The organism is Streptosporangium sp. CA-115845 (assembly GCF_050943795.1).
Classification (GTDB): Bacteria; Actinomycetota; Actinomycetes; order Streptosporangiales; family Streptosporangiaceae; genus Streptosporangium.
In genome coordinates this window covers 2,414,162-2,435,751 of the sequence record NZ_CP191988.1, presented here as the reverse complement: position 1 = coordinate 2,435,751, position 21,590 = coordinate 2,414,162, and the positions used below count along the sequence as shown (strand labels likewise).

Annotated in this window: 16 protein-coding genes and 1 pseudogene; 9 read left to right on the top strand and 8 right to left on the bottom strand. The window is 69.5% G+C overall.

Translation table 11 applies throughout. The features are described 5' to 3' along the window. Positions 1-63 precede the first annotated feature (63 nt). Positions 64-1,935 carry a translation elongation factor 4 gene (gene lepA, locus ACQP0P_RS13285; protein ID WP_433375576.1) on the bottom strand — a complete coding sequence of 624 codons (1,872 nt, stop codon included), beginning with the start codon at positions 1,933-1,935 and terminating at the stop codon, positions 64-66. 41 nt (positions 1,936-1,976) lie between these two features. Between lepA and ACQP0P_RS13280 the strand changes: the two genes are divergently transcribed. Then, on the top strand, positions 1,977-2,978 hold the full coding sequence (locus ACQP0P_RS13280) for a hypothetical protein (protein ID WP_433375573.1): 1,002 nt from the start codon (positions 1,977-1,979) through the stop codon (positions 2,976-2,978). Positions 2,979-3,146: 168 nt separating this feature from the next. Beyond that, positions 3,147-3,422, top strand: a complete 276-nt coding sequence (rpsT, locus tag ACQP0P_RS13275; protein WP_364210917.1) for a 30S ribosomal protein S20 — start codon at positions 3,147-3,149, stop codon at positions 3,420-3,422. A 341-nt stretch (positions 3,423-3,763) separates the two neighbouring features. Here the strand turns inward: rpsT and holA are convergent, their stop codons facing one another. The 5 genes and pseudogenes from holA to hutI form a co-directional block, all read right to left on the bottom strand. Continuing rightward, positions 3,764-4,747, bottom strand: a complete 984-nt coding sequence (gene holA, locus ACQP0P_RS13270; RefSeq protein WP_433375570.1) for a DNA polymerase III subunit delta — start codon at positions 4,745-4,747, stop codon at positions 3,764-3,766. A 547-nt stretch (positions 4,748-5,294) separates the two neighbouring features. After that, a pseudogene (locus tag ACQP0P_RS13265) lies at positions 5,295-6,671 on the bottom strand (ComEC/Rec2 family competence protein); the annotation flags it as partial. An 827-nt stretch (positions 6,672-7,498) separates the two neighbouring features. After that, positions 7,499-8,467, bottom strand: a complete 969-nt coding sequence (locus ACQP0P_RS13260) for a helix-hairpin-helix domain-containing protein (RefSeq protein ID WP_433375568.1) — start codon at positions 8,465-8,467, stop codon at positions 7,499-7,501. A gap of 139 nt (positions 8,468-8,606) precedes the next feature. After that, positions 8,607-9,458: a DegV family protein gene (locus ACQP0P_RS13255; protein WP_433375565.1), complete on the bottom strand. Its 852-nt coding sequence runs from the start codon at positions 9,456-9,458 to the stop codon at positions 8,607-8,609. A gap of 58 nt (positions 9,459-9,516) precedes the next feature. Beyond that, entirely contained in the window at positions 9,517-10,725 is a 1,209-nt protein-coding gene (gene hutI, locus ACQP0P_RS13250; RefSeq protein ID WP_343979893.1) for an imidazolonepropionase, read from the bottom strand. 736 nt (positions 10,726-11,461) lie between these two features. On the opposite strand from hutI, the gene ACQP0P_RS13245 reads away from it, so the two are divergent. From ACQP0P_RS13245 to ACQP0P_RS13220, 6 genes are read left to right on the top strand one after another with little or no spacing between them, the layout of a single operon-like run. Then, positions 11,462-12,325 carry an STAS domain-containing protein gene (locus tag ACQP0P_RS13245; protein ID WP_433375562.1) on the top strand — a complete coding sequence of 288 codons (864 nt, stop codon included), beginning with the start codon at positions 11,462-11,464 and terminating at the stop codon, positions 12,323-12,325. After that, positions 12,325-12,705 carry an STAS domain-containing protein gene (locus ACQP0P_RS13240; RefSeq protein WP_433375559.1) on the top strand — a complete coding sequence of 127 codons (381 nt, stop codon included), beginning with the start codon at positions 12,325-12,327 and terminating at the stop codon, positions 12,703-12,705. The genes ACQP0P_RS13245 and ACQP0P_RS13240 overlap by 1 nt, the downstream gene beginning before the upstream one ends. Next, complete coding sequence (locus ACQP0P_RS13235) at positions 12,702-13,103, top strand: anti-sigma regulatory factor (RefSeq protein ID WP_433375556.1); 402 nt, start codon at positions 12,702-12,704, stop codon at positions 13,101-13,103. Before ACQP0P_RS13240 ends, ACQP0P_RS13235 begins: the two co-directional genes overlap by 4 nt. Beyond that, complete coding sequence (locus ACQP0P_RS13230) at positions 13,091-14,101, top strand: ATP-binding protein (protein WP_433375554.1); 1,011 nt, start codon at positions 13,091-13,093, stop codon at positions 14,099-14,101. The genes ACQP0P_RS13235 and ACQP0P_RS13230 overlap by 13 nt, the downstream gene beginning before the upstream one ends. Continuing rightward, on the top strand, positions 14,098-15,780 hold the full coding sequence (locus tag ACQP0P_RS13225; RefSeq protein WP_433375551.1) for an ATP-binding response regulator: 1,683 nt from the start codon (positions 14,098-14,100) through the stop codon (positions 15,778-15,780). Before ACQP0P_RS13230 ends, ACQP0P_RS13225 begins: the two co-directional genes overlap by 4 nt. After that, positions 15,773-17,350: a SpoIIE family protein phosphatase gene (locus tag ACQP0P_RS13220; protein ID WP_433375548.1), complete on the top strand. Its 1,578-nt coding sequence runs from the start codon at positions 15,773-15,775 to the stop codon at positions 17,348-17,350. The genes ACQP0P_RS13225 and ACQP0P_RS13220 overlap by 8 nt, the downstream gene beginning before the upstream one ends. Positions 17,351-17,411: 61 nt before the next feature. Here ACQP0P_RS13220 and hflX read toward each other — a convergent pair whose 3' ends face one another. Together hflX and ACQP0P_RS13210 are read right to left on the bottom strand one after the other, a co-directional pair. Continuing rightward, positions 17,412-18,821 (bottom strand): GTPase HflX, encoded by a 1,410-nt coding sequence (gene hflX / locus ACQP0P_RS13215; protein WP_350913205.1) that lies wholly within the window; start codon positions 18,819-18,821, stop codon positions 17,412-17,414. A gap of 199 nt (positions 18,822-19,020) precedes the next feature. Further along, complete coding sequence (locus ACQP0P_RS13210; protein ID WP_433375546.1) at positions 19,021-19,710, bottom strand: DUF4097 family beta strand repeat-containing protein; 690 nt, start codon at positions 19,708-19,710, stop codon at positions 19,021-19,023. Between the two features lie 233 nt (positions 19,711-19,943). Between ACQP0P_RS13210 and aceB the strand changes: the two genes are divergently transcribed. Continuing rightward, the gene (aceB, locus tag ACQP0P_RS13205; RefSeq protein WP_433375543.1) at positions 19,944-21,530 is read left to right on the top strand and encodes a malate synthase A; all 1,587 of its coding nucleotides are present in this window, start codon (positions 19,944-19,946) and stop codon (positions 21,528-21,530) included. Positions 21,531-21,590 lie beyond the last annotated feature (60 nt).

Sequence of the window (21,590 nt, the reverse complement as noted above, 5' to 3'; positions counted from 1 at the left end):
GCGAACCGATATCCACCGCTTCTCCATGCCCGGTTCCACGCCTGGCCGAGCCCCCGGTGTCCTTTACTTCTTTGACTTGTCCACGGAGGACTCGGTGGACAGCGCGGCGACGAACGCCTCCTGGGGCACCTCGACGCGGCCGACCATCTTCATCCGCTTCTTGCCCTCCTTCTGCTTCTCCAGCAGCTTGCGCTTGCGGGAGATGTCGCCGCCGTAGCACTTGGCGAGGACGTCCTTGCGGATGGCACGGATGTTCTCACGGGCGATGACCCTGGCGCCGATGGCCGCCTGGATCGGCACCTCGAACTGCTGCCTGGGGATGAGCTCGCGCAGTTTCTTGGCCATCTCGACGCCGTAGGCGTAGGACTTCTCCCGGTGAACGATGGCGCTGAAGGCGTCCACGGCCTCGCCCTGGAGCAGGATGTCGACCTTGACCAGGTCCGACTCCTGCTCGCCCGAGGGCTCGTAGTCCAGCGAGGCGTAGCCACGCGTACGGGACTTGAGCTGGTCGAAGAAGTCGAAGATGATCTCGCCGAGCGGCATCGTGTAGCGGATCTCGACGCGGTCCTCGGACAGGTAGTCCATGCCCTGCAGGTTGCCCCGGCGGTTCTGGCAGAGCTCCATGATGGCGCCGATGAACTCCGATGGGACGAGCACCGTCGACTTCACCATCGGCTCGAAGACCTTGTCCACCTTGCCGGTGGGGAACTCCGAGGGGTTGGTGACGACGACCTCCTTACCGTCCTCCATGATCACTTGATAGACCACGTTGGGTGCGGTGGAGATGAGCGAGAGGTTGAACTCGCGCTCCAGCCGCTCGCGGACGATCTCCATGTGGAGCAGGCCGAGGAAGCCGCAGCGGAAGCCGAAGCCCAGGGCGGCGGAGGTCTCCGGCTCGTAGACCAGGGCCGCGTCGTTGAGCTGGAGCTTGTCCAGCGCCTCGCGGAGCTCGGGGTAGTCGTCACCGTCGATGGGGTACAGACCCGAGAAGACCATGGGCTTGGGGTGCTGGTATCCGCTGAGCGCCTCGGCGGCCGGCCTCGACACGGAGGTCACCGTGTCACCGACCCGCGACTGGCGGACGTCCTTCACACCGGTGATCAGGTAGCCCACCTCACCGACGCCCAGCCCCTGGTCCGCGATCTTCGGTTCGGGCGAGATGACGCCGATCTCCAGCGTCTCGTGGGCCGCGCCGGTGGACATCATCAGGATGCGCTCACGCTTGCCCAGGTGCCCGTCCATGACCCGGACGTACGTGATCACGCCTCGGTAGGTGTCGTAGACCGAGTCGAAGATCAGCGCGCGGGCGGGCGCGTCGGCGTCGCCGACCGGGGCCGGGATGTTCTCGACCACGTGGTCCAGGAGCTCGCGAACGCCCACACCGGTCTTGCCGGAGACCCTCAGCACGTCCTCCGGGTCGCAGCCGATGAGGTGGGCGATCTCCGCGGCGTACTTCTCCGGCTGGGCGGCGGGCAGGTCGATCTTGTTGAGCACCGGGATGATCGTCATGTCGTTGTTCATCGCCAGGTAGAGGTTGGCCAGGGTCTGCGCCTCGATCCCCTGCGCGGCGTCGACCAGCAGGATCGCGCCCTCACACGCCTGGAGCGACCGGGAGACCTCATAGGTGAAGTCGACGTGCCCGGGAGTGTCGATCATGTTGAGGACGTAGTCGGTCTCGCCGACCTGCCACGGCAGCCTGACCGCCTGCGACTTGATCGTGATGCCGCGCTCACGCTCGATGTCCATCCGATCGAGATACTGAGCGCGCATGGAACGGTCGTCGACCACTCCGGTGATCTGCAGCATGCGGTCGGCTAGCGTCGACTTGCCATGGTCGATATGCGCGATGATGCAGAAGTTGCGAAGCACCGCGGGGTCGGTCTGGCCAGGCTGAATGCGCACCGGGGTCCGTTTCAACAGATTGATGACGATCATACGGCTGGCATGCCAGCCGCCTTCCATGGTGACATGTCCGGGTGATTGCCCGGACCAGAGCACGGCTCGGCCTGCGTTTTCTCGCTGTGGTGGCGGCCCTGCTCCTTGCGCTTCCAGGGTTGGCCGTGGCCACCCTCACCCTGCAGTTTACCGGGACACCCGCCCCGTGGGCGAAGACGACCGGCCACGACGCCCTGTGGCTCGGCCACGCATGGGTCGACGGCAGGAAGACCCACGACGACGTGCGGACGCTCGCCGCCAGGCTCCGCAAGACCGGTATCAAGGACGTCTATCTCCACTCGGGACCGTTCGACCGCGACGGGACGTTGCCCATCGAGAGATATCCCAGGGCCGTCGACCTTCTGAAATGGTGGCGCGAGGAGTTGCCGAAGGTCAGGATCTCAGCCTGGCTCGGCCAGAAGGTCGACGGCACCCTGGACCTCGACGACGCGGCCTCCAGGCAGCGTGTGCTGGACGGCGCGCGCGCGATCATGGCACTCGGCTTCGACGGCGTGCACTACAACTTCGAGCCGATCGGCGACGGCGACACCGAGTTCCTCGACCTGCTGACCCGGACCCGCGCGATCGTGGGCGACGGTCTGCTCTCCACCGCGACCCCGCAGATCGAGCCGTTCCCGCTCACCCGCCCGGCCGTACGCGCCGTCCTCGGCCACGACAAGTACTGGTCGCCCGACTACTTCCGCCAGGTGGCGAACCTTACCGACCAGGTAGCGATCATGACCTACGACTCGTATCTCCCCTTCCCCTCGGTCTACGGCGGCTACGTCGTGCGGCAGAGCACGCTGGCGCTGGAGCTCGTCCCCGAGGAGAAGACGGTGCTGATCGGCGCCCCGGCCTATCACGACCACGACGTCTCCTGGGCCGACGAGGCCGAGAGCGTCGAGAAGGCGGCCAGGGGCGCCCGGCTGGCGCTGACCTCGTACGGCAGGCCCCGTGAGCGGTTCGGGCTGGCGATCTACGTCGACTTCGCCGCCACCAAGGAGGACTGGGCCGAGTACGACAGGTTCTGGTTCAAGCCGTGAGGATCACGGTCCGAGCGATCAAAATCACACGCTAGACTGATCAGGCATCCCTCTGCCCGGCCTGTCGATTTGAGCGACGACCTCGGCAGTTGGTAGCCTAGTCAACTGCGTGTGGCGCGCCCTCTCTGCCCGCGCGCCCCATCCAACGACATTCACCGAGGCTTCTTCGTGGCGAACATCAAGTCCCAGATCAAGCGCAACCGGCAGAACGAGAAGGCCCGGCTGCGCAACAAGGCTGTCAAGTCTTCCCTGAAGACGGCCATCCGCAAGTTCCGCGAGGCCGCCGACCAGGGTGACGTCGAGCAGGCCGCTGTGCTCCAGCGCGCCGCCGCCCGCCAGCTGGACAAGGCTGCCAGCAAGGGCGTCATCCACAAGAACCAGGCCGCCAACCGCAAGTCGGCGATCGCCCAGCGCGCCGCCGCCCTGTCGACGGCCGCCAAGTAGTTTCAGGTTTCGCGGACGCCGCCCCCTCACGGGGTGCGGCGTTCTTGCGTTTCATCCGCCCGTGACGGCTCGGCGCACCGAGTTTCTCGCCCCTGGTGACCTCGTGACGCCTCGCCGGCGGCGTGCCTCTGCGGGCCCCGTGCCCCTGCCCGGCTGCTGCGTTCCTCAACGGAGATCGCGAACGCGTGAGGCCTCCGGGGCGGCCTTCCCGGTTCTCCTGGTCAGCGTGGATCTGTGCTTCCGATGAGGAACGTCGCAATCATTGCGGATCAGCAGCCATACCTGATCCAGTGCAGCGGGTGATCACCCCAGGTCGATCGGGGTCATCTGCGGAACGCAGGCTAGCGTCCGGTGCGGCTGGCGACCACGGTCTGGACCATGTGCTCCAGCGCGTACGCGGGGTCGGCGCCGCCGCCCTTCACCTGAGCGTCGGCGGTGGCGACGGCCTGGATCGCGCGGGCGAGGCCCTCGGGCCCCCAGCCGTTCAGCTGCCGCTGGACCCGTTCGATCTTCCAGGGCGGCATGCCGAGCCGGCCGGCGAGTTGACCGCCCCTCAGGTTGCGGGGAGCACCGCCCACCTTCGCCAGCGAGCGCAGGCCCCCGGCGAGCGCGCTGACCAGCAGGACCGGTGCCGTACCGGTCGCCAGGGCCCAGCGCAGTTGCTCCAGGGCGTCGCCCAGGCGCCCCTCGACTGCCGAGTCGGCCACGGTGAACCCACTGACCTCGGCCCGGCCCCGGTGGTAGCGCGCCACGGCGGCCTCATCGATCGCCTTGCCGGGGGTGTCGAAGGCGAGCTGGCTGCAGGCGGCGGCGAGCTCGCGCAGGTCGTTGCCCACGGCGTCGAGGAGCGCGGCGGCGGCGTCCGCCCCGATGGTGCGCCCGGCCCGTTTCAGCTCCGCCTTGACGAACGCCAGCCGCTCGGCCGGTTTGGTCACCTTGGTGACCGAGACCACCTGTGCCCCGGCTTTCTTGACCCCGTCGACCAGTGCCTTCCCCTTGACGCCCCCCGGATGGACGAGGATCAGCACGGTCTCCTCGGCCGGGTGAGCCGCGTAGGAGACGACTTCGGCGATGACGTCCTTGCCGAGGTCCTGGGCCGAGCGGACGACCACCACGGACCTGTCGCCGAACAGCGAGGGCGACGTCAGACGGGTGAGCTCCCCGAGCTCCATCTTCGCGCCGGGGAGATCGTGCACCTCGGCGGTCGGATCGGCCGCCTTGGCCGCCGAGGTCACCTCGCTCACCGCGCGGTCGGCCAGCAGTTCCTCGTCGCCGAGTATCAGGATCACGGGTGCCGGATCGGTTGCCGCCATGCCGAGCAGCATGCCACGTCCCGGTGGCGGGAGGGGCATCGGCAAGTCGTTCGCAATTGGAATGCAGGTGCCGTGAGACACCCTGGGAACACCACAGGAGGTGAAAAACATGACGAACTCCACCATTCGCCGCCACGCCTGCCCGCGCTGCGGAACATCCCTCGACGAGGGCCCGATCATGTACCGCTGCGCGCGCTGCAGCCGGTCGGTCTACGCCGCCGACGTGGACACCGAGTTCCGCCGCCCGGCCAAGGTCACGTCCTAGACCCCGTACCGTAGCCCCTACGGCCGGAGCGCTCCTTCGGGGGATGACGGACAGGGCTCCCCCGCTGTCCACCACGGCGATGTCCCCCGACAGGTCCGTCCGGTGGACGCGCACACCGAGCCGGTACAGCGTGGCCAGGGTCGACGGGGCGGGATGGCCGTACTCGTTGTCCGCCCCCACGCTGATGAGGGCGGTACGAGCACCGATGGCGGCGAAGAAGGCCGGGTCGTACCTGCTGGATCCGTGATGCGGAACCTTGAGGATCTCGGCGGGCGGCAGGCCCCTGCGGAGCAGCTCCGACTGAGCCTCGGTCTCGATGTCGCCGCTGAGCAGAGCCGACCCCGCGGCCCAGCGAACATGCACCACGACGCTGGCGTTGTTGACGGCCGCCCCCTTCCCCGCGCCGGTCAGGGACGCCTCGGCCACCGGGCCGATGACCGTCAGCTCGGAGGGCCCGAACCGCCAGCTCGCCCCCGGACTCGCCGCCCACTCGACCACCCGGCGGCGGGCGAGATCCTCGCTCAGCCTCGCCCCCTCGTGCTCCCCGGCATCGCCTCCGGTGCCGCGCGGGGTCACCAGCACCGCTCCCACCGCACGCCCGCGGAAGACACCATCGAGCCCTCCCACATGGTCGAGGTGCGGATGGGTGAGGATGACCAGCGGCACCTCCTCGATTCCCATGGCACGCAGACAGCGGTCCACCCGGACGGGATCGGGCCCCGCGTCCACCACCACGGCTCGCCCAGGCCCTGCCGCGACCAGCAACGCGTCCCCCTGACCAACATCGCAGGCCAGCAGCAACCATCCGCGAGGCGGCCAGCGAGTCACGATCGGCGCGGCCACCGTCACGGCGAGAACCAGGCCGACGACGGTCGCCAGGGCGATCAGGCGTATCCCCCGGTGCCGCAGTACCAGCACGGCGAGCGGGACGGCAGCGGCCAGCAGGAGCAGCCCGGTGACACCGCCCGGCCACGGGAGCACGCCCAATGGGAGCCCCGCGGTGTGCCCGGCCACCTCGATGATCCATCCGGTGGCCAGACCCGCCGGCCGGACCAGCAGCTGGGCGAGCCCCATGTGCAGGGGGGCGACCAGCGCCACCACGAAGCCGAGCAGAGTGGCCGGGGCCACGGCCGGGCCCGCGAGCAGGTTGGCCGGGATCGCCACCGGTGCGAGCTGCCCGGACATGAGGACCAGGACGGGGGTGACGGCGGCCTGGGCCGCGGCGGCCACGGCGATCGCCTCCGCCGCCCATCGGGGCATCCGGGTCGAGAGCCGGTCGCGCCAGCGCGGTGCGAGGACCAGAATGCCCGCGGTGGCGAAGACCGACAGGGCGAAGCCGTAGGAGCGGGCGAGGTCGGGGACAAAGAAGATCAGCCCCAGAACCGTCGCCGACAGGGCCGCGACACCGTCGCGCGAGCGGCCCGTGCCGAGTGCCACGGCGGCGACCCCGCCCATCAGGAGAGCCCTGAGCACACTGGGCGAGGGCCGGGCGACGACCGAGAAGGCGACCATGGCCGAGATCGCCAGCACCGCCCGCACTGCGAGTGGCAGACCGGCCATCCTGGCCATCGCGACCGCCGCACCGGCCACGACGGCGAGGTTCGCGCCGGAGACGGCGAGCAGATGGCTGAGGCCGGCCGCCTTGAAGTCGGCTCTGACCTGGTCGTCCATCCGGGACACGTCACCGACCACCAGGCCGGGCAGCAGCCCGCGCTGCGCCGGCGGCAACACCTCGGCCGCCTTCCTCAGCCCCGATCTGAGCACCCCGGCCGCGCGTTGCTCCCAGGAGGGCCCGCTCAGGACTCGCGGTGCCCCCCTGACCAGCACCACCGCCGCGAGCAGCTCACCGGGGTCCGCCGGGCCGAAGCGCCCGCTGACCTCGACCCGCTGGCTGGGCAGCAGCGAGCGCCACTCCGCGCCGGAGACGAAAAGCAGCACCGGAGCCCGCAGCGTCACCCTGTCCGCTCCCGCCCCGACCGACTCGACCCGGGCGGGCACCACGAAGCTCTCCCGTCGGAACAGCCCGCCACGCCGGGCCACCTCCCGGGGGTCGTCGGTCACCACCGCCTCCGCCACCGCAGAGGTGTGCCTGCCGGCCAGCTCGGCGACCGGTCCCGTACCGGCCGCGTGCACCCGGAAGGCCACCGACCCGGCCACCGCGGCCGTGCACCCCAGGACCGCGATCACCGCGTTACGCCAGCCCGCCGTCCTTCCTGTCCGGACCAGAACGGCCACGGCCAGGGCACCCACGGCCGTGAGACCGGCCACCACGGCACCCGTCGCCGCAGGACGGCCCAGCAGGACGAGGGCGGTCACCCACGATGCCGCCGCGGGCAGGAGCAGATGCGCGGCATGCGCACCCCATCCCTTTCCGGAACTCCTGAAACCGTCGGCCTGCCCGGAAGCACCGGAACCATCAGGGCTCTCGGTATCCCCGGCGCACGCGACCTCGACGGCCGGGCCGGCTCGCATCGCGACCGCCCTCCCCGGCCGGCGGATCACACGCGGACCTTGTCGCGCATCTCGGCATACTTACGGTCACCGATGCCGCTCACGTCGCGGAGTTGCTCAACAGTGCGGAAACCGCCATGGGCGGCGCGGTACTCGGTGATGCGCCGGGCGAGCACCTCGCCCACGCCCGGTAGCCGCTCGAGCTGCTCGGCCGTGGCCGTGTTGAGGTCGACGACGGCGGTGGCGGGGTCCGCCGGATCCACGGAGGCGGGTGCCACCGCGACGGCGGGGCCGGCCGAGCCGACGACGATCTGCTCGCCGTCGACGAGTCTGCGCGCGAGGTTGAGAGAGCCCGTGGCGGCTGCCCCGCGAACGCCCCCGGCCGCCTGGACCGCGTCGGCGACCCGGGAACCTCCGGGCAACGTGATCACCCCGGGGCGACGGACCTTGCCGGTCACGTGAACTGTCAGCTCGGTGGCCGGCGCGGGCCGGGACCGTGCGGCGTTGACAGGCTCCGACAGCGGAGCCCCGGAGATCGGTGCCGGCGGGGCCAGCGGCTCGGGCTCCGGCTGGGACCTCCAGGCATACACGCCGCCGGCGACGGCGGCCGTCAGGGCGACGAGCAGCAGGAGGCGTAACCCCGGCCTGCCCGGACCGAGAGCCTGTCCCTGTGCGGCCACGACCTTGCGCAGTGCCTCGAAGGCCGGGGGAGGCGGCATGGAACGCATGCGCGCGGCGGGACCGTCGAGGGAGACGACATCCTGCGGCCGACCCTGCCCACCGGACCACACATCCCCGGCCGGACAGGGCAGGCCGGCCCCGGCCTCCCCATGAGAGAGCGAATCTCCCGAATCGGCGGGGCCTGCCGGCCGGAACCGATCGTCGGGCAGCGGCAGGGCACGCAGGTCGGTCGGCCTGCGTGGGAGGGGCACGGCGGTAGGTGATCCACGCCCTGTCAGGATCCGCAGCCGCGACTCGGCTCGGAACCGCTCGATGTTCTGGCCTGTGGTCCGCACCCGCAGGACGCTACGGCGGCGGCACCGGGAACATCCTCGCCGAACTCCGTTCTGTGGATATCCGGCCGACCGCACGGCCAGGCTGTGGACGGCGATCCGGCGGACGGGCGCCCGGGCCGGGCATGAGCGCCCGCAGGTGTCACGAGGGCGGGAAGGAGACGGTGATGCCGAGCATCCCGGGGCCGACGTGGGCGCCGATGACCGAACCGACCTCGACGACTGTGACCTCGACGAGTGCGGGGATGCGCCGGGGCAGGCGCGCCGCCAGTGCCTCGGCACGGGCCGCGGCGCCGAGATGCTGGACGGCGACCTCCACCGGCGCGGTGCCCGCGGCCTCGACCGCGAGATCCTCGAGCCGGGCGATGGCCCGGCTCGCCGTACGGACCTTCTCCAGGGGAACGATCGCGCCGTCACGGATGTGCAGGATCGGTTTGATCATCAGTGCCGAGCCGAGGAGGGTCGCCGCCGCACCGATCCGGCCTCCCCTGCGCAGGTATTCCAGGGTGTCGACATAGAAGAAGCTGCGGATCGACTCCGCGCGGCGGCGGGCGGCATCCGCCACCTCCGTCCGGGTCGCGCCCGCGGCGGCGGCACCCGCGGCGGCGAGGACGGGGAATCCCAGGCCCATGGCGATGGACCCGCTGTCGATGACGTCGACCGGAACCGGTGAATCCTCGGCTCCCGCGCGGGCGGCCTCGACCGTGCCGGACATCTCCGCCGACAGATGGACGGAGACGATGCCGGTCGCGCCTTGGGCCGCCGCCTGGTCGTAGGCGTCCGCGAAACGCCGTGGGGCGGGCCTGGAGGTCGTCACCGTAGCCCGCTTCCCGAGTGCGTCGTCCATGCTCGCGCCGTCAAGCCGCGCCATGTCGTCGAGCGACCTGCCTCCCACGACCACCTGGAGCGGTACCACGATGATTCCCAGGCGGGAGACCTGCTCTCGCGGGAGGTAGGCGGTGGAGTCGGTGACGACGGCGACCGATGGCGACATGTCCAGAGGTTACTCGGAGGAGATCAGACGAAGAAGGCCGGAGTCACGGACGTTGGACCTACTGGACGGGGGTGCCGCCACGCCAGACCCGGCGGGGCTTGAGACCGAAGGCCCAGGCGAAGGCGCCCTCGTGGTCGGCGTCCCACTGGACGATGTCGGCCAGGCGACCTGGGGCGAGAACACCGCGGTCGGAAGCTCCGAGGACCGTGGCACCGCCGAGGGTGGCGGCGCGAAGGGCGTCGCCGACGCTCATGCCGAAGGCCGCCACCGCGAGGCTGATGACCAGTGACATCGAGGTGATGCCGCAGTGGCCCGGGTTGTGATCACTGCCGAGGGCCACGGTGACCCCCTGGGCAAGCATCCGGCGGACGGGAGGCAGACTGCCACGCTGGAGGGCGGTTCCCGGGCAGACCACGGCGGGGACTCCGTAGCGGGCCAGGATCGCGATGTCCTCGTCGGTGGTGTGATGGAGCAGGTCGGCGGAGGCGCAGCCGAGCTCGGCGGCGAGCTGGACGGCGCCCCGGCGGGTGTACGCGCCGGCGTGCACGCGGGGCTGCAGGCCGACGTTGCGCCCGGAGGCCAGGACCCAGCGGGCCTCTTCCGCGGTGAAGTGACCCTCGTCGCAGTAGACGTCGACGCTGTCGGCTCCCGCCGCCGCGGCGTCGGCGCACCAGGAGCCCACGGCCTCGACGTAGTCGCGCTGGCGGCCGAAGTATTCGGGCGGGACGACGTGCGCGGCCATGAAGGTCACGTGCACCCGCGGCATCATCGGCTCCTTCTCCAGCTCGCGCAGGAGCCGCACGTCGGCGAGTTCGCCGTCGCGGGTGAGGTGGTAGCCGGTTTTGGCCTCGATGGTGGTGGTGCCGCTGAGCAGCCAGTCTCGGAGCCGCTCACGGACACCGTTGCAGAGCGTCCAGGGATCGGTGCCCCGGGTGACCGTCACGGTGGAACCGATGCCGCCGCCCGCCGCGGTGATCGCGGAGGGGGTGGAACCACCGGAGCGCATCGCCATCTCGGCGTAGCGGTTGCCCGCGTAGACCGGATGGGTGTGCGCGTCGATCAGGCCCGGGGTGACCAGCGCGCCGCCCAGGTTCTCGACGTGGTCGACGTCGACGATGTCGTCGACGACGCCGGGCACGCTCTGCGGTAGATCCGCGGCTCGGCCGACCCAGGCGATCCTGTCGTTGTGAACGAGGATCGCCGCGTTGCTGAACACATCGTTTCCGGTCCAGAGCCGGCCGATGTTGGTCAGAAGGCGGACCGTCATCGCATCACCGCCTTGTGTTCAGGGGAAGACGCTTGGAGGAGGACCACACCCGGACGGGACGAGTCGCCCCTGACACTGCCGGGCACCGTGCCCTTCAAGCCCGCTGTGACTCCGGACGGCATCGGGGGTCTCCTGCTCTCATCCGCGTATCTGTTGTGCGGCGACAGTATCGCCGAGATCATGATCGGGCGATTTCAGTTCAGTTACGTTATTTCACAAGTCAGCCCGCTGTACAGGCTAATTGGGAAGAACGCCGCCTCACCGCGACCGCACCTCGCCCGCCGGCTCGACGATCACGCGTGGCGTTGAGCACCTTTCCACAGCTCAGACTACTTCTTCATCGTCCGTAACAGTAGTCACCAGAGCAACTTGCGTCATAACATCTCGCTAGATTTGCCTTATGGTAGCAATCTAAACCCCGGCCGACCACTGCGGCTTTCGTGGCTTTTGTACGTTTTCACGACCACAGTGCATCCCGCAGAGCCGCCCAGCACAAGCCCCGTCATTGAAACGCGATTCACGATCGATCTAAGCTGTTATTCCGGAGGCTTGGGCCATGATCCTTGCCCCCTCCACATCGGCGGCGGGCGGTTGCGTCGCCGTGCGGGCCCCCGGGACGAGCGGCGACATCGCCCCCGGACACCTGCCGACCGAATCCCCATAAAAGGCCGCAAGCAGGGCGCTCCATGTAGCCTTTCGTACGAGTTGTCTGCAGGTCACACGCATAGGAGTTGCCTTGTCCGTCCACGCGGACGCCGGTCGGCGTCGCATTGAAGAACTTCTCCAGGGGCACGAGGAACGCGTCTTCAAGCGCTGGCTCGAGGTCGCCGGTTCCTCCGCCGGAGGCCAGGTGGATCGCGGAGGGTTGGCCGAGCAGTTACGCGAGCTGTACCAGGCACTGCGTCGGTCGTTCGGCGACTCCGGCGACCTCAGCGACCTGCGTGGCCTCCTCGCCGAACTCTCCCGCGACCGCGCCCGCCAGGGATTCACCCCGACCGAGACCGCGATCGTGGTGTTCGGCCTGAAGGAGGCGCTCTACGAGAGCGTCGAGGAGGACGCCTCCCCCGAGGCCCTGCGAGGTTTCATCTGGTTCTCCCGGGTAATCGACGACCTCGGGCTCTTCACCGTGGAGAGCTACGCGGCGGCCAGGGAGAAGATCATCATTGACCAGGCGGAGCAGTTGCTGGAGCTGTCCACCCCGGTGGTCAAGCTCTGGGACGGCATCGTCGCGGTGCCGCTGGTCGGCACACTCGACTCGGCCAGGACCCAGGTCGTCATGGAGAAACTGCTGCAGACGCTCGTCGACACCGGCTCCGAGCACGCGGTCATCGACATCACCGGAGTGCCGGCCGTGGACACCGAGGTCGCGCAGCACCTGCTCAAGACCGTGGTGGCGGCCCGGCTGATGGGCGCCGAGTGCGTGATCTCCGGCATCCGCCCGCAGATCGCCCACACCATCGTCACCCTCGGCATCGAGTTCGGCGACATCGTGACCAAGGCCACGCTCGCCGACGCGCTGGCCCACACGCTGCGGGCGAGCGGCGTCAGGGTCGTCAAGGGCGGGGAGTCCCGAATCGCCGTGAGAACGGTTGAGGGCTGATGGAGCGCGTACCCATCCTCAAGCTCGGCGACATTCTGATCGTCTCCATCCAGATCGACCTGCAGGACATGAGCGTGCTCGCGCTCCAGGAGGACCTGTCGGAGAAGGTGGTCGCGACCGGCGCCCGAGGGGTGATCATCGACATCACCGCCGTGGAGATCGTCGACTCCTTCATCGGCCGGATGCTGGCCACCATCGCGGCGATCTCCCGCATGCTCGACGCCGAGACGATCGTCGTCGGCATGCGACCGGCGGTGGCGATCACCCTCGTCGAGCTCGGCCTCTCCCTCGGTGGCGTGCGCACCGCGCTCAATCTCGAGAAGGGTGTCGCGCTGCTGAACCAGCTCGAAAACTCCCGGACCTCTACGGCCACCTGGTGACAACCGCCGAGGAGCTGCCCATCAACGTCAACGGCGACGTCGTGCTGGTCCGCCAGCGCGTCAGGACCGTCGCCGTGAACGTGGGCCTGTCCCTGGTCGACCAGACCAAGGTGGTGACCGCGGCCAGCGAGCTGGCCCGCAACGCCCTGGTCTACGCGGGAGGGGGGCAGGTACGGGTCGAGGTCGTGCACAAGGGGGTACGGCGCGGCCTACGGATGATCTTCAGCGACAACGGGCCCGGCATCCCGGACATCGAGCAGGCGCTGACCGACGGATGGACCACGGGCAACGGCCTCGGTCTCGGCCTCAGCGGCTCCCGCCGTCTGGTCGACGAATTCGCCCTGGAATCGACTCCCGGTGAGGGCACGCTGATCACGGTGACGAAATGGGCACGTTGATCCGCTCGCGGCACGACGTCTGGGTGCCCGCCGAGGACGCCAGTGCGATCGGTGCGCTCCGCCGTACCGCCGTGGCGCTCGCCGAGACCCGGGGATTCGGCGAGGAGGACACCGGGCGGGTCGCCGTGGCGGTGAGCGAGGCCGCGTCGAACCTGGTGAAACACGCGATCGAGGGGGTCATGCTGATCCGGCCGCATCCCGAACTGGACTCGGCGGTCGAGGTTCTCGCGATCGATCGGGGGCCGGGGATGCAGGACGTCTCCCGTGCCCTGCGCGACGGCTACTCCACGGCGGGCACGCTCGGCATCGGGCTGGGGGGCATCGCCCGGATGGCCAGCGGATACGAGGTTCACTCCATGCCCGGCCGGGGAACCGTGCTCGGCATGTACTTCGTCGCGCAGGGCGCCCCGCGGCCCTCGTCCCAGGTGAGCGGCCTGACGCGCCCGATCGGCGAGGAAACCGTCTGCGGCGACGCCTTCGTGGTCACCGAGACCGGCACCGCGATGACCGTGATGCTCTGCGACGGGCTCGGCCACGGCCCCGCCGCCGCCCATGCCTCCCAGGAGGCGGTGCGCCTGTTCCTGCGGCACCCGGACCTCGCACCGGTCACCGCCCTGGAACGCATCCACACCGGCCTGGGCCACACCAGGGGCGGCGCGGTCGCGGTGGCCCGCGTCGACGGCGCCGCGGGCACGGTGAGCTTCGCCGGCCTCGGCAACATCTCCGCGTGGATCGCCCACGGCGACGGCCGTCAGGGGATGATCTCGGTACCAGGCATCGCCGGCCACAAGGCCAGGACCCTGCGCCAGTACGAGTACACCGTGCCGCGGCACGGTGTCGTCCTGTTCCACTCCGACGGCCTGTCCGAGCGCTGGGACATCACCTCCTACCCCGGGCTCGTCACGCGCCTCCCCTCCGTCGTCGCCGGCACGTTGCTGCGCGAGGCCGGCACCCGCAGGGACGACGCCTGCGTGGTCGCCGTCAGGCCGGGCGCATGACCGGGGACGAGCTGATCAGGGTCGGCGTCCGGGACGACCAGGACGTCTTCGCCATGCGCAGGCTCGGCCGTGAGGTGGCGGAGAGCGTCGGGTTGGAAGCCCAGGACCAGATCCGGGTGGCCACCGCGCTGAGCGAGATCGGCAGGGAACTCCTCGAAGCCGAGATCGAAGCCTCCGTCGCCTTCTGGCTGGAGCGGGACGCCCTGCTCGTCACCGTCGACTTCTCGGCGGAGACCGGTTTTCGTCCCTCGGACGGTGTGACGCTGGCGGGGCGTCTCGTCGACCTCATCGAGGTCGATTCCGCAGAGGGAAGAATCAACATGGTCAAACGGCTCCCGCAGGGCCGCAAGCCGAGGCTCTCGGCAGAGGAGATACGCGACAGACTCGCCAGCGTGGCACCCACCACCGCCCTCGACGAGCTGCGCCTGCAGAACCGCGAGCTCGCCGAGACCCTGGAGGAGGTCCTGCAGCTCAACACCGAGTTACAGGAGACCAACCAGGGAGTGCTGGCGCTCTACAACCAGCTCTCCGAGGAACTGGAGGAGACCAACCGCGGCGTCGTGGCGCTCTACGCCGAGCTGGACGAGAAGTCCGCGCAGCTCCGGACGGCGAGCGACGCGAAGAACAGTTTCTGGGCCACGGTCAGCCACGAGCTGCGCACCCCGCTCAACTCGATCATCGGCCTGGTCCGCCTCCTGGTGGGTCCCGGCGGGGAGCCCCTGGCCGCCGAGCAGCTCCACCAGGTGAACCTCATCGGCTCCTCGGCGGAGACGCTGCTGGCACTGGTGAGCGAGCTGCTCGACATGGCGAAGGCCGAGGCCGGGCGACTCGATCCCCAGCCCTCCATGGTCGACCTGGTGGCGCTGGCGGAACGGCTGCGTATGACACTCCACCCCACCAGCGGCAACGACGAGGTGGCGCTCACGGTGGAGATCCCGCAGGCACCGTTGGAGATGATGGTGGACGAGGTGATGCTCACCCGGATCCTGCGGAACCTGCTCTCCAACGGGCTGAAGTTCACCGAGCGGGGCGAGGTCAGGCTGGAGGTGCGCATCGACGCCGCCACCCACGACCTGGTCTTCACCGTGACCGACACGGGGGTAGGCGTGCCCGAGGAGTATCTGGAACGCGTCTTCGAGGAGTTCTTCCAGGTGCCGGGGGTGATCCAGGCACGGACCAAGGGGACCGGGCTCGGCCTGCCGTACGCCCGCCGGCTGGCCGAGGCTCTGGGCGGCGGACTGCAGCTGGCCAGCACGGTGGGATCCGGGACCACGGCCACCCTGAGGCTGCCCTACCGGCACAACGAGGCCCCGATGGTCGGCCGGTTGCTCGTCGTGGACGACGACGCGGAGTTCCGCGCCACGGTACGGCGGATGCTCACCGGTTTCGCCGCGCACATCGACGAGGCCTCCGACGGGCTGGGGGCGCTGGAGACGATGGCGAAGAACCCGCCCGACCTCGCGCTGGTGGACCTGCTGATGCCCCGTCTCGACGGCACCGCGCTGATGTTGCGGATGTCCGACGACGAGCGACTGTGCGGGATACCGGTGATCATCGTGACCGTCGCCACGTCCCGGCAGGCCCCGGAGGGAGCACACATGGTGATCTCCAAGCAGGGGCTCCGCCGTGACACCCTGCTGGAGGCGATCGGAAGCGCTCTGGGACACGCCCATGGGTAGCGGCGGAGCGACGGTGCTGGTCGTGGACGACACCCCGACCAAGCTGTACATCCTGTCGAGCTGGCTGCGCCGCTCGGGACACCAGGTCGTGCAGGCCACCGGCGGCTTGGAGGCGCTCGCCAAGGTCAGGGAGCTCCAGCCGGACCTGGTCGTCCTCGACGTACGACTGCCCGACATCAGCGGCTACGAGGTCTGCGAGCGGATCAAGGCCGACGCGGCGACGTCGTCGATACCGGTCATCCAGATCTCCGGAGCGGCGATCACCCCGGCCGACCGCGCCCAGGGGCTCGAACGCGGAGCCGACGCCTATCTGGCGGAGCCGGTCGAGCCTGACGAGTTCGCCGCGACGGTCGAGGCCACGCTGCGCTACTACCGCGCCCGGCAACGGGCCGAGCTGATGGCCCGGCGGCTGGCCGCCCTCACCGAGGTCACGCTCTCGATGAACTCCGCCGAGACGTTCGACGAGCTCCTCAGCACGGCCGTCGAGGGGACCTCCAGGATCCTGGAGCGGCAGGCGGGCACGCTCGCCCTGCCTCCCGACGGCCGGACCCGCAGGTTCTCCGCCATACCCCCGGAGAACGTCGCCGTCGCCAAGGTCGCGGCGCCGGACACGCTGAACAGGTTGAGCGCGATGTCCCTGGGCGACTCCGCGGGCACCCAGGTTTTCACGGTCCCCACCGCCGAGTGGATGGGGCTGGTGCCCGACTCGAAGATCAGCGGCGACGTCTCGGCCGTGATCTGCCGCACCAAGCTGGGCAGGCCCCCCGTCTACCTCGGGGTGGACGGGGTCCCGCCACTCGACGTCGACGAGTCCAACGTGCTGCGCCAGCTCGGCCAGGCCCTCGCCCTCGCCGTGGACGCGCTCCGGGCGTACGCCGAGGAGCACGCGATCGCCCTCACCCTGCAGCGCAGCCTGCTGCCGGCGCGGATCCCCGAGACCCCCGGGCTCACGATCAGCTGGCGGTACCAGCCCGCGGTCGACAACGTCGAGGTCGGCGGCGACTTCTACGAGGTCCTACGGCTGGGCCACCGGGTGCTCATCGCCATCGGCGACGTCCAGGGACACTCGCTGCTGGCCGCCACCGTCATGGCGGAGCTGCGCCACGCACTGCGGGCCTCCGTCATCGGCGCCTCGGATCTCGGCACGTCGATGGCCCTGCTCAACGATGTGCTGCGGCGCTACCACCCCGGTATGACCGCCACCGTCTGCCTGCTCCTGCTCGACCCGGTGACCGGGGAGATGGAGATCGCCAACGCCGGGCACATCCCGCCCCTGCTCATCGCCGGCGGCCAGGCCCGCTACCACCGCCTGGGCAATCTCCTACTGGGCGTGGCCGAGGAGAGCTACCGGGTCGACCGGGTGAACGTGCCGCGGGGAGCCGCGGTGCTGATGTTCACCGACGGACTCATCGAGGACCGCGACAAGCTGCTCGACGAGAGTCTGGAGATCGTACGGCACCTGGCCGAGGAGACGGAGGAGGACCTGGAGATCTTCTGCGACCGGCTGATCAAGAGGTTCGGCGCCAGGGAGGACGACGTGGCACTGGTCATGTTCCGCCGCGAGAGGTAGGGGAAGGCTTCGCCGTCCCGCCGTACCGCCTTCAGGAAGGCGGTACGGCGGAAGGAGCCGATCAGACGGTCTCGACCGGCTTGGCGGTCTTCTCCAGCTCGGCGAAGAGGCCGGGCAGAACCCTGGCGTGCAACACCGTGCCGTCCTCGGTGTGCTCGATGCCGAGAACCTCGCCCTCCCCGTGCGCCCTGGAGATCAGGTCGCCGCGCTCGTACGGCACGAGAAGCCTGACCTCCTGGTCGAACCGGGGCAGCTCCCGCTCGATCACGGCCCTCAGCTCGTCGATCCCGGCGCCCGTGCGGGCCGAGACCACGACCGTGTGCTTCTCCCGCGCGGTCAGCTGGGCCAGCACCACCGGGTCGGCGGCGTCGGCCTTGTTGATGACCACGATCTCCGGGATGTCGCGGGCGCCCTCGATATCGGCGAACACCTCACGCACCGCGGCGAGCTGCGACTCGGGGTCGGGGTGCGAGCCGTCGACCACGTGCAGGATCAGGTCGGCATCGCCGACCTCCTCAAGCGTGGAGCGGAACGCCTCGACGAGCTGGTGTGGCAGGTGCCGGACGAACCCGACCGTGTCGGCCAGCGTGAACAGGCGGCCGTCAGGCGTGTGCGCCCTGCGGACCGTCGGGTCGAGCGTGGCGAACAGGGCGTCCTCGACCAGCACTCCGGCACCGGTCAGCCGGTTCAGCAGCGAGGACTTGCCCGCGTTGGTGTATCCGGCGATGGCCACGGCGGGGACCTCGCGCTGCAGACGTCGCGCCCGCTTGGTCTCGCGGGCGGTGGTCATCTCGCCGATCTGGCGGCGCAGCTTGGCCATCCGCTCGCGGATCCGGCGGCGGTCCAGCTCGATCTTGGTCTCACCGGGACCGCGACCGCCCATACCGACGCCGCCCGCGGCGCGCCCGCCGACCTGGCGGGACAGGTTGCCACCCCAGCCTCGCAGGCGCGGCAGGAGGTAGTTGAGCTGCGCGAGCTCGACCTGGGCCTTGCCCTCGCGGCTCTTGGCGTGCTGGGCGAAGATGTCGAGGATCAGCATGGTCCGGTCGATGACCTTGACCTTGACCGTCTCCTCCAGCTGGCGGAGCTGGCCGGGGCTCAGCTCACCGTCGCACACCACGGTGTCGGCGCCGGTGGCGGAGACGATGTCGGCAAGCTCCTGCGCCTTGCCCGAACCGATGTAGGTCGCCGTGTCAGGCTTCTGGCGGCGCTGGATCAGCCCCTCCAGCACCTGTGACCCCGCGGTCTCGGCGAGGAGCTTGAGCTCCAGGAGGGAGTTCTCGGCGTCGGTCGCCGTACCGGAGGTCCAGACACCGACCAGGACGACCCGCTCAAGTCGCAGCTGGCGGTATTCGACCTCGGTGACGTCTTCCAGCTCCGTGGAGAGGCCCGCCACCCGGCGGAGCGCCTGGCGCTCGGCCAGATCCATCTCACCGGTGTCGAGCAGGTCGTCGAATCGATCGATGTCCATGTCCAGCGGCTCACGAGTGTCTATGTCGTCGCTCCATTCAGATGGTGGGTCCGTATGCGTTCTTCTCATCTGAGTGAACGCCCGAACACCCCGGGTCTCTTCCCCTCGATGGTGCCATGGGAACCGCTCCGCCATCACCTGGTTATCACCGCTCCGTCTGCCGGTCGGCACGGTGCCGGTGCCGGTGCCGGTGCCGGGTTCAGGAAAGCAGGACCCGGGCGTCGCCGGAACCGGTCTGCAGCGTGATCTTGCGCGGCGCCGAGGGGTCCCTGACGACCTCCACGGTCTCGTCGCCGGAGCCGGTCTCGGTGGTCACGTCGTAGCTGCCCTTGGGAAGGTACGCGGCCACGTCGCCGGAACCGGTCTGGATCTCCACCCTGTCGGGCATGACCACGAACCTCGCCTCGACCTCGCCGGAGCCGGTGTCGGCGGTGAACTGCCTGGCACCCAGGTTTCCCGCCTCGATGTCGCCGGAGCCGCTCTCGGCGCTCACTCCCCCGGTCAGCCCACGCAGTGTGATGGTCCCGGAACCGGTGTCGAGCTTGGCCGTCAGGCCCGGCGGGACCTCGACCTTGTAGTCGACCGAGCAGCTCATCCCGTCGCAGCGGTGCCGCAGGGTGAGCGTGCCGCCGTCCACCGGGTGCTCGGTGGTGGGCCTGTCGCCGCCGCGCCAGTGGATGGTCTCGGTCACCTGGACGGCCTGCCGGTCCGACTCGGTGATCACGATGTCGCCCGAGCCCGTGGCGACGTCCAGGGCCGTCACCCTGCCGGTGACGTCGTAGGAGACGACGTCCTGCTGCCGGTCACGGAAGTCCAGGGCGAACTCGCATCCCGAGAGCATGAAAACCGCCCCCAACAGCCCACCGGCGACGAGCGTGTTCCTCTTCATGCGCTCAATCCTCGACTTTCCGGGAAGTCTCCGCTTCCCATTCGCGACGTGTCCGTCCTCTCCCTCGGCCGGGAGGCGCTGATCCAACTGTCTCCCGGTTACATCCCCCGGCTCATCGGGGAATTCCCCGAGCGAGCCCTGAGGGGGACCCTGCCTTTGACCGGGAACTGGCCGTCAAGTAGCGTCTATTCCACAATTCAGAAGCTATTTTCCACGATACGGAAAGAGGGCTCATGGACGGTGTTGAGATCAGTGGCCCCGGTCAGGACCGCTTTGACGAGATCCTCACGCCGGAGGCGCTGACCTTCGTGGCCACCCTCCAGCGCGAGTTCAACGACCGGCGTCTGGAGCTGCTCCAGGCCCGCCAGGACCGTCAGGCGGAGCTGTCGGCGGGCGGCACCCTCGACTTCCTGTCCGAGACCAGGCAGGTGCGCGAGTCCGAGTGGCACGTCGCCCCGCCCGCGCCCGGCCTGGAGGACCGCCGCGTGGAGATCACCGGCCCGGTCGACCGGAAGATGACGATCAACGCACTGAACTCCGGCGCCAAGGTCTGGCTGGCCGACTTCGAAGACGCCAACGCTCCCACCTGGGAAAACACCATCAACGGCCAGCTCAACCTCCGCGACGCGCTCGACCGGACCATCGACTTCTCCGCCGGGGAGAAGAGCTACGCCCTCAAGCCCGACTCCGAACTTGCCACCATCGTGGTCCGCCCCCGCGGATGGCACCTGGACGAGAAGCACCTCACCCTCGACGGGGTGCCGTTCTCCGCCTCCCTCGTCGACTTCGGGCTCTACTTCTTCCACTCGGCGCAGCGGCAGATCGCCAAGGGTAAGGGCCCCTACTTCTACCTGCCGAAGATGGAGTCACACCTGGAGGCCCGCCTCTGGAACGACGTCTTCGTCAGGGCCCAGGAACTGCTCGACATCACCCGGGGCACGATCCGGGCGACGGTGCTCATCGAGACCTATCCGGCCGCGTTCGAGATGGAGGAGATCCTCTACGAGCTCCGCGACCACTCCGCCGGCCTCAACGCGGGCCGCTGGGACTACCTCTTCAGCGTGATCAAGAAGTTCCGCACCCGCGGCCGCGAGTTCCTGCTGCCCGAGCGGAACGCGGTGACGATGACCGCCCCGTTCATGCGCGCCTACACCGAACTCCTGGTCAGCACCTGCCACCGGCGCGGGGCCCACGCCATCGGCGGGATGGCCGCGTTCATCCCCTCCCGCCGCGACCCCGAGGTCAACAAGATCGCTCTGGAGAAGGTCACCGCCGACAAGACCCGCGAGTCCGGCGACGGCTTCGACGGTTCGTGGGTCGCCCACCCCGACCTGGTGCCGATCTGCCGCGACGTCTTCGACGCCGTCCTCGGGTCGCGGCCGAACCAGCTCGACCGCCTGCGCGAGGACGTCTCCGTCTCCGCCGCCGACCTGCTCGCGGTCGCCAAGACTCCCGGCGACATCACCGAGGCGGGGCTGCGCAACAACGTGGACGTGGCACTGCGCTACCTGGCCGCCTGGATGGGCGGGCTGGGCGCGGTCGCGATCCACAACCTGATGGAGGACGCGGCGACCGCCGAGATCTCCCGTTCCCAGATCTGGCAGTGGATTCACAACGACATCAAGCTCGCCGACACCGGCGCCGTGGTGACCAGGGAGCTGGTCGAGCAGATCATCGACGAGGAGCTCGCCAAGATCAAGGAAGAGCCCGGATACGACGAGGCCCTTTACGACCAGGCGACCGCGCTGTTCAAGGAGGTCGCCCTGGACGACGACTTCGTGGAGTTCCTTACTCTCCCTGCCTATGCGCGTATGCCATGACATGACCGGCTCGACGGTGAGGAATCCTCATCCCCTGACGAGGATTCCTCACTCCAGGCG

Bases quoted from the DNA above. Each gene is read 5' to 3' on its own strand.
- lepA (WP_433375576.1), bottom strand. From the start codon at position 1,935: ATGATCGTCATCAATCTGTTGAAACGGACCCCGGTGCGCATTCAGCCT.
- holA (WP_433375570.1), bottom strand. From the start codon at position 4,747: ATGCTGCTCGGCATGGCGGCAACCGATCCGGCACCCGTGATCCTGATA.
- ACQP0P_RS13255 (WP_433375565.1), bottom strand. From the start codon at position 9,458: ATGTCGCCATCGGTCGCCGTCGTCACCGACTCCACCGCCTACCTCCCG.
- hutI (WP_343979893.1), bottom strand. From the start codon at position 10,725: ATGACGGTCCGCCTTCTGACCAACATCGGCCGGCTCTGGACCGGAAAC.
- ACQP0P_RS13240 (WP_433375559.1), top strand. From the start codon at position 12,325: ATGGAGCGCGTACCCATCCTCAAGCTCGGCGACATTCTGATCGTCTCC.
- ACQP0P_RS13230 (WP_433375554.1), top strand. From the start codon at position 13,091: ATGGGCACGTTGATCCGCTCGCGGCACGACGTCTGGGTGCCCGCCGAG.
- ACQP0P_RS13225 (WP_433375551.1), top strand. From the start codon at position 14,098: ATGACCGGGGACGAGCTGATCAGGGTCGGCGTCCGGGACGACCAGGAC.
- ACQP0P_RS13220 (WP_433375548.1), top strand. From the start codon at position 15,773: ATGGGTAGCGGCGGAGCGACGGTGCTGGTCGTGGACGACACCCCGACC.
- hflX (WP_350913205.1), bottom strand. From the start codon at position 18,821: ATGGACATCGATCGATTCGACGACCTGCTCGACACCGGTGAGATGGAT.
- ACQP0P_RS13210 (WP_433375546.1), bottom strand. From the start codon at position 19,710: ATGAAGAGGAACACGCTCGTCGCCGGTGGGCTGTTGGGGGCGGTTTTC.
- aceB (WP_433375543.1), top strand. From the start codon at position 19,944: ATGGACGGTGTTGAGATCAGTGGCCCCGGTCAGGACCGCTTTGACGAG.